At 43.9% G+C, this 11,100-nt stretch carries 10 protein-coding genes and 1 tRNA gene; 6 read left to right on the forward strand and 5 right to left on the reverse strand.

Going from position 1 to position 11,100, the window contains the following annotated elements:
- Nucleotides 1–14 precede the first annotated feature (14 nt).
- The 4 genes from VHA02S_RS12685 to VHA02S_RS12700 are packed head-to-tail and all read left to right on the forward strand — an operon-like array spanning nucleotide 15 to nucleotide 3,601.
- A complete protein-coding gene (locus tag VHA02S_RS12685; RefSeq protein ID WP_038898591.1) occupies nucleotides 15–1,202 on the forward strand; it encodes a beta-ketoacyl-[acyl-carrier-protein] synthase family protein in 1,188 nt (395 codons plus the stop codon).
- On the forward strand, nucleotides 1,195–1,659 hold the full coding sequence (locus VHA02S_RS12690; protein WP_017818965.1) for a hotdog family protein: 465 nt from the start codon (nucleotides 1,195–1,197) through the stop codon (nucleotides 1,657–1,659). Before VHA02S_RS12685 ends, VHA02S_RS12690 begins: the two co-directional genes overlap by 8 nt.
- Nucleotides 1,656–2,381 carry a 3-oxoacyl-ACP reductase FabG gene (gene fabG / locus VHA02S_RS12695; RefSeq protein ID WP_005446468.1) on the forward strand — a complete coding sequence of 242 codons (726 nt, stop codon included), beginning with the start codon at nucleotides 1,656–1,658 and terminating at the stop codon, nucleotides 2,379–2,381. The genes VHA02S_RS12690 and fabG overlap by 4 nt, the downstream gene beginning before the upstream one ends.
- Complete coding sequence (locus VHA02S_RS12700; RefSeq protein ID WP_005446466.1) at nucleotides 2,378–3,601, forward strand: beta-ketoacyl-ACP synthase; 1,224 nt, start codon at nucleotides 2,378–2,380, stop codon at nucleotides 3,599–3,601. The genes fabG and VHA02S_RS12700 overlap by 4 nt, the downstream gene beginning before the upstream one ends.
- Before the next feature lie 60 nt (nucleotides 3,602–3,661).
- On the opposite strand, the gene VHA02S_RS12705 is transcribed toward VHA02S_RS12700, so the two are convergent.
- The 5 genes from VHA02S_RS12705 to VHA02S_RS12725 all read right to left on the reverse strand — a co-directional run bounded on the left by VHA02S_RS12705 (nucleotide 3,662) and on the right by VHA02S_RS12725 (nucleotide 8,452).
- The gene (locus VHA02S_RS12705; RefSeq protein WP_038898592.1) at nucleotides 3,662–4,798 is read right to left on the reverse strand and encodes an HNH endonuclease signature motif containing protein; all 1,137 of its coding nucleotides are present in this window, start codon (nucleotides 4,796–4,798) and stop codon (nucleotides 3,662–3,664) included.
- Entirely contained in the window at nucleotides 4,795–5,502 is a 708-nt protein-coding gene (locus tag VHA02S_RS12710; protein ID WP_038898593.1) for an OmpA family protein, read from the reverse strand. The genes VHA02S_RS12705 and VHA02S_RS12710 overlap by 4 nt, the downstream gene beginning before the upstream one ends.
- A 2-nt stretch (nucleotides 5,503–5,504) precedes the next feature.
- Entirely contained in the window at nucleotides 5,505–7,256 is a 1,752-nt protein-coding gene (locus VHA02S_RS12715; RefSeq protein WP_038898594.1) for a membrane protein, read from the reverse strand.
- A gap of 410 nt (nucleotides 7,257–7,666) precedes the next feature.
- The gene (locus VHA02S_RS12720; RefSeq protein ID WP_053051860.1) at nucleotides 7,667–8,263 is read right to left on the reverse strand and encodes a hypothetical protein; all 597 of its coding nucleotides are present in this window, start codon (nucleotides 8,261–8,263) and stop codon (nucleotides 7,667–7,669) included.
- 112 nt (nucleotides 8,264–8,375) lie between these two features.
- Nucleotides 8,376–8,452, reverse strand: a tRNA-Arg gene (locus tag VHA02S_RS12725).
- 203 nt (nucleotides 8,453–8,655) lie between these two features.
- Here VHA02S_RS12725 and folD point away from each other — a divergent pair.
- Entirely contained in the window at nucleotides 8,656–9,516 is an 861-nt protein-coding gene (folD, locus tag VHA02S_RS12730; protein ID WP_005446463.1) for a bifunctional methylenetetrahydrofolate dehydrogenase/methenyltetrahydrofolate cyclohydrolase FolD, read from the forward strand.
- Between the two features lie 196 nt (nucleotides 9,517–9,712).
- Nucleotides 9,713–11,038 carry a phospholipase D-like domain-containing protein gene (locus tag VHA02S_RS12735; protein WP_038899702.1) on the forward strand — a complete coding sequence of 442 codons (1,326 nt, stop codon included), beginning with the start codon at nucleotides 9,713–9,715 and terminating at the stop codon, nucleotides 11,036–11,038.
- Nucleotides 11,039–11,100: the final 62 nt, after the last annotated feature.

Below are 11,100 nucleotides of genomic sequence, written 5' to 3' on the forward strand. Positions count from 1 at the left end.
CCTAATACAACACTATGTCTACTCGCTCTCCTCAACCTTTGTATATTCAGGCCTGCGGCTTTCATTCCGCGATGGGTAACGATGATACAAGCATTCATCAATGTCTATCAGGTTCTAAGCCATCAAACATGGTCGTGGATAAAACCATTCTGAATAACGATCGAGAAACCGTTATTGGACGCGTCTTAGAACCATTACCAACGCTTCCGCAGGCGTTGCATTCGTTTGATTCTAGAAACAACCGACTCGCACTCTCTGCCATTTTGCAGATCGAACCCAAAGTCCGCGAAGCCATTGGCCAATATGGCTCAGACCGCATTGCCGTGGTGATCGGGACCAGCACCTCCGGCATTGCAGATGGTGAAATTGCCTTTGCAGAAAAGCTCTCAGATGGTGAGTTCCCAAACGATTACCATTACCGTAAGCAAGAGCTTGGTCATTGCAGTGACTTTGTCGCAGCGTATTTTGGACTGACAGGTCCTCATTACGCCGTATCGACAGCTTGCTCTTCCAGTGGACGCGTATTTATCACCGCTCAACGTCTTTTAAAATCGGGGCTAGTCGATGCCGTGATTGTTGGTGGTGTCGACACCATATGTCGCCTGACCTTAAATGGCTTTAGTGGTCTAGAAGCCCTGTCAGACAAACACTGCTTACCATTCGATGCAGATCGTTCGGGTATTAATATCGGAGAAGCCGCGTCCATCATGTTATTGAGCCACACGCCCGCCAAAGTGGCATTGTTAGGCGCAGGAGACAGCTCTGACGCACACCATATCTCTGCACCACACCCAGAGGGACTCGGTGCAGAAGAGGCCATGAACAAAGCCCTTTCAAACGCTGGCTTAACGGCTGAAGATATTGGTTACATCAATGCGCATGGAACCGCGACCCCATTGAATGATTCGATGGAAAGCAAAGCCATTTTCCGCTGCTTTGGTGATGCTGTATCAGTGAGCTCAACCAAACCGTTAACCGGTCATACTCTAGGTGCAGCCAGCGCAACTGAAGCGGCAATCGCATGGCATATTTTGAATTACGATCTCGATCTCCCCGTCCAGCATTGCGCAAACAAAGCGGAAGATATCGAAATCTCCCTCGTTGAAGCACCATCAAAACTTGGTGGAAAAGCGATTTTAAGCAACTCTTTTGCTTTCGGCGGTAATAACGTTAGTCTTATTTTTGGTTACGCTCATGACTAAACTTCCCCCAATTGAACAACTGCTTCCGCACGATAGACCAATGATCTTGGTTGATCGTGCTATCGATATTCAACAAGACACCATCCATTGTCAGGTTGATATTGGCGAGCATAACCCTTTTTTCAACCGTGATACTCAAACGGTTCCGGCGTATGTCGGCATAGAGTTTATGGCACAGTCTGTTGCCGCTTGGTCTGGCTACCATGCCCTTATTCAAGGACAGGAGCCACCTATTGGGTTCTTATTAGGCAGTCGACGTTACACCTCTGAGTGCGATGCCTTTACTAAAGGTCAACAGCTCGACGTATATGCCGAGAAAATGATGGAAGACAATGGCATGGCGGTGTTTTCTGCTCGCATGGAGTGGCAAGAAAAAACCATCGCTACCTGTCAGTTGAACGTATACGTTCCATCAGAAGAAAAATTAAAAGAAATGAAAATCAGGAGTCAACAATGACCCGACAAGTCCTCGTAACTGGTGCCAGTAAAGGCATTGGTAAAGCCATCGCCGTTCAACTTGCCAAAGACGGTTTCCACATCGTCGTGCATTACATGGGCGATCAACAAGGCGCACAAAACACTTTAGAGACCATTGAACAACATGGTGGCTCAGGTCGTCTGATCCAGTTTGATATCAGCAACCGCGAAGAATGCCGTACTAAACTAGAAGCCGACATCGCAGAGCATGGTGCTTACTACGGTGTCGTCAACAATGCTGGCATCACTCGCGACACTGCTTTCCCAGCTATGACGGAAGAAGAATGGGATGGCGTGATTCATACCAACCTAGATAGTTTCTACAACGTACTGCACCCTTGCGTAATGCCAATGGTACAAAAACGCAAAGGCGGTCGTATTGTGACTCTCGCGTCGGTGTCTGGTCTGATGGGCAACCGTGGTCAAACCAACTACAGCGCGGCAAAAGCTGGCGTGATTGGTGCAACGAAATCTCTCGCGCTTGAACTCGCAAAACGTAAGATCACCGTGAACTGTGTGGCACCAGGTCTTATTGATACTGGCATGGTGGATGAGCACGTAAAAGAGCACGCGATGCCGCAAATCCCTCTTCGTCGCATGGGTGAACCAGAGGAAGTGGCTGGTCTGGTAAGCTACTTGATGTCTGATATCGCAGGTTATGTTACCCGCCAAGTTATCTCAGTAAATGGAGGCTTAGTATGAGTCGTCGAGTCGTTGTGACAGGTATGTCCGGTGTTACCGCCTTTGGTAACGATTGGTCAGCAGTAGAGCCTAAACTGCGCGACTGCCAGAACGCCACTCAATACATGCCTTCTTATGAGCAATATGATGGTTTGAACACCAAGCTTGCTGCACCTGTAACTGACTTCGAACTACCGAAGCATTACAAACGCAAACAAGTCCGCGGTATGGGTCGTGTCTCTAAGCTTGCGACTGTCGCAACAGAAAACGCGCTAAGCCAAGCTGGTCTGATTGGCAATGATGTTCTCACTAACGGTCAAACCGGTATCGCTTACGGCTCATCTACAGGCAGTACCGATGCCATTGGCGCATTTGGTGTAATGCTAAATGATAAAACCACCAAAGCGATTACCGCGACAACTTACGTACAAATGATGCCACACACGACTGCAGTTAACGTTGGTCTGTTCTTTGGCTTAAAAGGTCGCGTGATCCCAACCAGTAGCGCATGTACTTCTGGCAGCCAAGCGATTGGTTACGCCTACGAAGCCATTAAGCACGGTTACCAAACCGTGATGGTTGCAGGTGGCGCTGAAGAGCTTTGCCCAACAGAATCGGCTGTGTTTGATACCCTTTTCGCGACCAGTTTGAAAAACGACGCACCGAAAAGTACCCCAAGACCCTACGATACCGAGCGCGATGGCTTAGTAATTGGCGAAGGCGCAGGTACATTGGTTTTAGAAGAGTACGAACACGCAGTGGCTCGCGGCGCGAAAATCTATGCCGAGATCATTGGTTTTGCAAGCAACTGCGATGCTGCACACGTAACACAACCTCAAATGGAAACCATGCAAATCTGTATGGAGATGGCGCTACAGAACGCCGGCATTTCGGCAGATCAAATCGATTATGTATCGGCGCACGGTACGGCGACTGACCGCGGCGACATTGCAGAAAGCAACGCCACGGCAAATGCACTCGGTAAAGTGCCAATCAGCTCATTGAAGAGCTACTTTGGTCATACCCTAGGTGCTTGTGGTGCTATCGAGGCGTGGCTAAGCCTAGAGATGATGCACGGAGGTTGGTTTAACCCGACCCTTAACCTAGAGAACCTAGACCCACAGTGTGGCGACCTAGATTACATCTCAGGACAAGGTCGTGAGCTCAATGTTGAATACCTAATGAGCAATAACTTTGCGTTTGGCGGTATCAACACCTCACTCATCTTTAAAAAGATCTAAACCCCTTTTAAACAAAAAGCGCTAGCTTCTTAGCTAGCGCTTTTTATAACCTATACTAATCTAGCGCCTTAAGTTATAAGCTTGTGATTTGTAATTTTCCAAAAAGTCATTAATACCCACGACCTGCCAACCATTACTATTTGCATCTTCAATATCGTTCATTGATATTGCGACACCAAATTTGTGATTTGGCCACGCAAGTTCAAGCCGTGCGGCTAACCCTCCGAAACTATCTTCAACAAAATAGTTAATGTCGGGGAGTTTCAGATACGCTTGTCGACAAGCATGCAATACGCCATGTACACCTGGATCTGAGTAATCAAACAACTCTTGCCACTCACCGAGGTCATCAAGTAAACCTTGTTGTTTACGCAGATCATTTATTGTCTGACGCTCTCTATGGCTGAGAGCCATATGCTCATGCAAGGGTTGTTTGCTGTGGCAGTCGATACACAGTGCACGAAGGTTTGAAGGTCTGTTATCTGATTTAACACCATTCACATGATGAACATGCAGAAGTGATCGATTAGAACGCATATTCACTTTACATTCTTCACACTCAAAGTTTCTTTCGACGCGATAGTGGGAGGATATTTTCGACCAATCATCACTGTAGCCACTCTCAGCGGTCTCAGCTCGTCGAGACGGCATATGCGGGAAGAAAGAGCTATAGGTAGCAAAGAATTCTGACATATCAAATTCATTAAATATATTCGAACGATGGGCACCACTGCTATAGCCCTTATAATTCAATTGCCCTAAGCATAATTTGCAAATGTTTAATCTTGCATAGCCCTCTTCCCTACTTTGACCATAATACCCGCCACCAGATATAGGAAACTCACCAGATGTATCATTGGTAACTACATATCTTTCGAATCGCCCTTCCGCACGCATAGATTTCAACTTAGAACAATCAGCCACATGATATTTATTGCCAGTCGACGGTTTTTTAATAACTGACTGAACGGCACTACCATGATCTTTTATATACAGGAGAACTTGTCTTCCTTTGTAGCTAAGTAAACCAGAATCAATATCGACATCTTTGAGCTCAACGTCTTTGCCCTGAGCAAGCTCTATATCAATTTTGCTTTTTTCAGTTATTTGATGGTCCCAGACAAATACACCTTTTTTTTCTGGCTCCATAATTTCAATCGCACGCATAAGGGAATGAAGATTAAGCGTTAGTTTCATTCCGCCCCCAAGATCTTCAATATCTGCTCTTCTGCGTTAGTGATTACACGAAAAGATACTCGACGAGAACGTTTTTCGTCTTCTACACCATCTTTAACAACTGCTTTAGATGAAGAATACCCTACTGCCGCTACGTTATTTTTTACCCAGCCATAATGTTGTGCACGAACATCATCAAGCTTCATTACGTAACCAAGTACTGCACGCGTCCGTGACTGTGATAAACGCATATTATTGAAGTAAGCCTCGTAATCGCTGGAATCGTGGTTCCAACGGCTAGAGGTATGCCCTTCAATTTTAATTTCTTGAATAATCGGCTTGTACTGGTCTAACACTTCAAGGTAACGAGGAAAAAAATCATTCAAAATTACTTGAAATTGCTGAGTTAAGTTCGCCTTACCATTACCGAACAATACTTCAGGCGCAGTAAAGTTGACACTCAATGTATCTCGATCAATTTCAGCGCCCCACGTATCAAGATCTTTAGCAAACTCTTCCAACAGCGCAATATAGATGGCCTGCTGGGTTTTCTGATAAGTTTCTGCGACCTCTTTGATTTTGTCGCGCTCAACCATAGCATCACGCATAAGCGCAACAGAAATGAACAAGAACACCATCATCAGACCTGCCATTAGATCTGATACTGACATCCAATGTTCACCACCATCACCCATAGATTTGTTTTTTCCGAATAGCTTTTCCATGATTACACTGCAATTTTACTGTTTACAACATTCGACATTTCACGCGTTAACGCTTGGTAATCGCGGGTAAATTGTTGAGTAATCGTCGCAAGCGCTTCACCCATTTCATTCATAGTTCGGTTGATTTCTTGCTGCATTTGTAGATCAAGCACTTCCACTTGTTTCTCAACTGCGCTACCAGTTCTACCTACTGACTGCGTGATCTGGTCTTCTAAGCTATCGAATGTTCTACGTACTGCCTCTGCCTGCACTTTGAACACTTCTTCTAGAGTGGTTTCTAAGCGATCGTGAAGTTTTTTGATCGCTGATGTCGTTTCTGACTGAATTTCTTTCGTGCTATTTAGTAACTCTTGGTTGGCTTCTTTTAGAACATTACCTGTTTCTCGTGCATCGTCTTTAATATCGGCAACCAGTACGCGAAGCTGTCCATTCAGCTCAGTAATTGAGTCTTCAAGGTGTTGCCTGATCTGCTCTGTCGTATCAGTTAGATGACTGGTCACATTACTTAGACCACCTGTCGCTGTGCCCACTTGATCTTGGAACGTCGTTGATGCTTCCAATAATTGCCCACCCAACGTTTGAGAGCTTTCAATTAGTTGGCTCGATACATTCTCGGCTCCCGCTTCCAAGTTTGTACGCATATGTTCAACACTCTGAGTCGCAGTCGAACTGAAGTTATCAATAATGTTTTGTGACTCTTGCAGCATTGATTCGTAATGTGTCGAAGCCGCTTTAACTGATTCACCAATTACCGACATGGTATTATCCATTTGCTCGCGAATTTGCGGCATTGCTTCTACTGCTTTATCACGAAGATCTTTAAATGCTTCTAAGCGATGCTCGAGCTCCGTCACTTGACCATGACCTAACTCCATAACTTGATGAAGTTTTTCCATAGTCGCTGGGATGGCTTCTGTACGTTCATTGATGCTAGCTACTGACTTCTCTGTCGAAGATATAGCATCTACACCTAGCTGATACTTCGTGGCCATATCTGCTAGTTGGTCTTTATAGTTTTCTTGCCAATCAACAAGCTTTTTCACTGACTCATCTAAGCGTTTAAAGTTCTCTCCAAACTGCTCAGTCAGTTTGTCATTAAACTCAACAATGACTTCTTTCAGTGCATTAATGACTTGCTCTGTTGCAGATTTAGACAAAAGCTCACCGAACTCATCCATCTTTTGCCAAAGCTTAAATTGGAATTTTTCATTACCCTCAACAGCCTTTTCCATATGACGAGCTAATGATTTATTTCCGTCATTAATATCGATTCGTAAATTTTTAATTTGTGAAGTTAATGATGAGTCCTCGTCCCCTTTTATTGCAGATAGCAGCTCATTAGAAGCATTAAGTTGAGCCGACATAACAGAGTGAATTTCTTCTGGACCTACGGATTTTGCAGTAGAGTCACCTTTCTGTGGAATAGCCCCAAGAATTGCTTTGTAGATAATCGAAGCAGCCATGCCAACTAAGCTCGTCAAAAATGCTGTTTTTAAGCCAGCCAACAAGGACTCAATGCTGCCATCAATATTGGAGGGGTCGAACTCCATCAAACCTACGACGATACCTGCAAATGTACCTAAAATACCTAAAGAGGTAAGTATGTTAGTTGTACTTGCCGTAAATCTTGGAGCTTTTCCCAGAAAGGCCAAAATACTAGAAGCTATAAGTAGAAAAAAGATTGTATAGATGAATACATCTGAGATTGATGTAGCACTATAAGAGGCAATTATGGAAGCAAGAAAGTTAGTCATTTTTTTAGCAAATTAGTTGTATATAAAATCGGCAATCATAAATCAAAATAATGACGTACACCATACTTTTAAATCAACTTTTAGTGCATGTAATATCTTGATAAAAATGTAAGAACATTCAACACAAACATCTGTTACAGCTGAACAACATAAACTCAAATTCACAATGATGAAGAGATACTCTCAGCACCTATTAAGAGAGCTTCAATGAACCTCAATTGCTTTTAAACACAACCATCTCCTCGTAGACTTACCTTTTACATCGGCTTCAATTTTTCTTCGCCTTATCATCAGATCACTTTGAACTTTCACTTTATGTTCCACGGTATCAACACCTCACTCATCTTTAAAAAGATCTAAGCCCCTTTTAAACAAAAAAGCGCTAGCTTCTTAGCTAGCGCTTTTTTGTTCTATTCGTAAGCTACAGAACGGTGCTTACAGCGATAAATATCTGCTGAAACTGACGTTGGGGTTTGCCCATCGGTTTCTATCACCTTCACCACGTGATATCGGTTACCACCCGCCATATAAACTTGGTTTGCAAGTTCCTCAAATAGTGAGCCTTTTTGTTGCTCAGACACAGCTTGGTTACCGATGACTTTACACTCATTGTTTTCCACCTCTGCAAATGAGATTGGCTGCACCTCATTGGCACCAGGCAGTAACATGGTTTTGGTTGCTTTAGCCACACTTACGCTCGGAGCCGATGGACAGTGATACAACTCAGCAACCACACTGGAAGGACGACCACGACTGGTATCGAGCACGGTAGCAATGTGATAACGGTTACCTCCCGATGCGTACGTTTGATTCTTCAACATACGGTCAACGTTGTTAGGATGGATATCTTCAATCGTGTAAGAGTCCACCATCTGACAATTAAGATTTTTAATTGCTACGTCAGTAATCGGAGAAATATTGACAGCTTGTGGAAGCACACGAACTTTACGCGTGACACATCCACTTAAAATAGAAAGCACAACTGCGGTTAGAATTATTTTTTTCATGATTTACTAAATGGAATAGAAGAGAACCAAATTCTATGAAATGAGTCATTTTGGACAATCCAAAACGACAAAACCCCGACAACTCAGAGAGTTATCGGGGCTTTTGAATAAATGGCACGCCCTATAGGATTCGAACCTATGACCACATCCTTAGAAGGGACGTGCTCTATCCAGCTGAGCTAAGGGCGCGCTACAGGGACAGGATTATACGAGTTCAAGCGCTTAAATCAACGAGTTTTCATAACATTCTGATCTGAATGCCTAAAAAAAGGGCACCAAAAGGCTAAATGTTCAAAAACACTACAAAGCAAACGTTTGCGTATGGATGTTAAATAGATTTTCTGCGACAATGCGCCGCAAATAATTTGCCTTCTCAATTTAAAAGGAAAGTCATGACTGCTCAAAATATAGATGGAACTCTTATTTCCCAAACTGTTCGATCCGAAGTTGCAGCACGTGTGAAAGCTCGTATTGAAGCTGGTCTTCGCGCTCCTGGTCTTGCAGTTGTTCTAGTTGGTGAAGATCCAGCTTCTCAAGTATACGTTGGCAGTAAGCGCCGTGCGTGTGAGGAAGTTGGCTTTGTCTCTAAGTCTTTTGACCTTCCTGCGACAACGTCGGAAGAAGAATTGCTGGCTCTAATTGATGAGTTGAACAACGACGCAGAAATCGACGGTATTCTTGTTCAGTTGCCTCTTCCTGCTGGCATCGACGCAACGCACGTTCTTGAGCGCATTCACCCAGAGAAAGACGTGGATGGCTTCCACCCTTACAACGTGGGTCGTCTAGCACAGCGCATTCCTAAGCTTCGTTCTTGTACACCAAAAGGCATTATTACGCTTCTTGACCGTTACAACATCGAACTACGTGGCAAACACGCAGTTGTGGTTGGTGCATCAAACATTGTTGGTCGCCCAATGACTCTTGAGCTGCTTCTTGCTGGCTGCACAACAACGACTTGTCACCGCTTTACCAAAGACCTAGAAGGTCACGTTCGCCAAGCAGACCTTGTTGTAGTTGCGGTTGGTAAGCCGAACTTCATTCCTGGAGAGTGGATTAAGAAAGGCGCGGTTGTGGTTGATGTGGGTATCAACCGTCTTGAGTCAGGCAAACTAGTGGGTGACGTGGAATACGATAAAGCGCGTGAAAACGCGAGCTTCATTACCCCAGTACCAGGTGGTGTTGGTCCGATGACAGTGGCAAGCCTAATTGAGAACACAATGCTGGCATGCGAACAGTTCCACACCAAAAAGTAAGTGCGCCCCCCGATGAAAAAAGGCTCCAGCGGAGCCTTTTTTATTGGCTGTAACTCTAACCCCAGCCGTTAATAACAATATGACTCAATAGAGAGTGAGTATTTTTTGAACCACTTCTAAGTTCATTCAAACACAGCCAATACACAATTTAGTCGCGGTATAGTGGTTTTCATTTGTTTCTGTACAGCTAAATACCATGCGAGAAAGAATACTGTTTGATGGTCCATCACCAAAACAAAACCTACCGGATTATGAGTTTTACGCGGAAGGTGGAAGCCCCAAATTTACTGATTTCATTTGCGATTTTATCGACCAACAGAAAGAGCAGATCGAAGAGATCAATCTCGCGTTGTATTTATGCAATAACAAATTGATGCTGGAAAGTATGATTGGATCAGCGTTGAAGGCTGGAATTACATTGAATATCTTCTCTATTCCTTTAGAGGGCTACGATAAAACTCCGGCGCAATCTCCCACTTTCGCACCCAAGCTAAGCAAAAACAAAGCACTACAAAGTAAACAGGAAAAACCGTTCTCCAAAAAGGACATCGCCCAATATTTATATGGCAGATTTGCCAAGTCTGAGAATCCAAAAATCAACTTGTACATCTGTGATCATATGTATGTCCGATCGAAGTATGTTAAGCCCTTCTCTCGAGGAAGAATGCCCTACTCTCTCCATATCAAACACCTATTTATTAAGTTCAAATCGGGGTCTAGTCACTCCATGGTCACGTCTTCAAATATGGCAGTCAGGGACTTAATTAAGCATGAGTTATTGGTTCATACGGAAAATTCAGAACACGATCATCAAAGGTGTCAGGTGTTTTTTGACCACTTAAAAATCAATAGCGCAAATATCAAACATTACGAGGAAAAACGAGGGTATAGCTATCAAGAGAAGACACAAGAGAGATTGTCTTCCCCCTCATGGGATCAAGGCATCTACTTTACCGCTCACTTTTTAAATGAATCCAATACCATTGTGCAGGATAAAATCTATACCCTGATTCGCAATGCGAGAAAAAGGGTCATTCTGTGTGCACAGCACATTAATGATCAGAACTTAATACCTAACCATCCCGATGTCGAACTGCGCGTCATTTCCCAAACCTATACGGATGAACACAAAATTAAAAAATCAGGTAAACACTACGTTTGCATCAACCAGCAGTTAGTGGAAACGCGGATGCCTTCTAATACCACTAACTTTCTCCAGATGGTCAACTTCCTCAAACAAAGACCAAACACGGCGTATTACTTCAACACCTCTTTGCACGCTAAATTTATCGTCGTCGATGACACAATCATTATCTCCACGGGTAACCTGACAGAGACTCAATTTATTTACCGTTATGTTGCATCAATGAATCTCGTCAACATGCCTGATACCACCTACGAAGGGACTCATTCCGAGATGAATGCCTACTATTTGAGTCGCAACAATCCAAAACTTGCCGATGAGCTTGTCACTTATTTTGAAGTATTAACTCAATGCCCTCTCACCCATCGCGCTTTCTGAGTCTGGCTTCTACTATACCCAAGTGACTTCAAGATGCAGGATTCAGAGCGTTGTCATTGATT

The sequence above is a fragment of the Vibrio harveyi NBRC 15634 = ATCC 14126 = KCTC 12724 genome (assembly GCF_001591145.1).
Taxonomy (GTDB): domain Bacteria; phylum Pseudomonadota; class Gammaproteobacteria; order Enterobacterales; family Vibrionaceae; genus Vibrio; species Vibrio harveyi.

What these genes read in the sequence shown, in the direction of transcription:
- VHA02S_RS12715 (WP_038898594.1), bottom strand. Translation starts at nt 7,256, where the DNA reads ATGACTAACTTTCTTGCTTCCATAATTGCCTCTTATAGTGCTACATCA.
- VHA02S_RS12685 (WP_038898591.1), top strand. Translation starts at nt 15, where the DNA reads ATGTCTACTCGCTCTCCTCAACCTTTGTATATTCAGGCCTGCGGCTTT.
- VHA02S_RS12705 (WP_038898592.1), bottom strand. Translation starts at nt 4,798, where the DNA reads ATGAAACTAACGCTTAATCTTCATTCCCTTATGCGTGCGATTGAAATT.
- VHA02S_RS12700 (WP_005446466.1), top strand. Translation starts at nt 2,378, where the DNA reads ATGAGTCGTCGAGTCGTTGTGACAGGTATGTCCGGTGTTACCGCCTTT.
- fabG (WP_005446468.1), top strand. Translation starts at nt 1,656, where the DNA reads ATGACCCGACAAGTCCTCGTAACTGGTGCCAGTAAAGGCATTGGTAAA.
- folD (WP_005446463.1), top strand. Translation starts at nt 8,656, where the DNA reads ATGACTGCTCAAAATATAGATGGAACTCTTATTTCCCAAACTGTTCGA.
- VHA02S_RS12720 (WP_053051860.1), bottom strand. Translation starts at nt 8,263, where the DNA reads ATGAAAAAAATAATTCTAACCGCAGTTGTGCTTTCTATTTTAAGTGGA.
- VHA02S_RS12710 (WP_038898593.1), bottom strand. Translation starts at nt 5,502, where the DNA reads ATGGAAAAGCTATTCGGAAAAAACAAATCTATGGGTGATGGTGGTGAA.
- VHA02S_RS12735 (WP_038899702.1), top strand. Translation starts at nt 9,713, where the DNA reads ATGCGAGAAAGAATACTGTTTGATGGTCCATCACCAAAACAAAACCTA.
- VHA02S_RS12690 (WP_017818965.1), top strand. Translation starts at nt 1,195, where the DNA reads ATGACTAAACTTCCCCCAATTGAACAACTGCTTCCGCACGATAGACCA.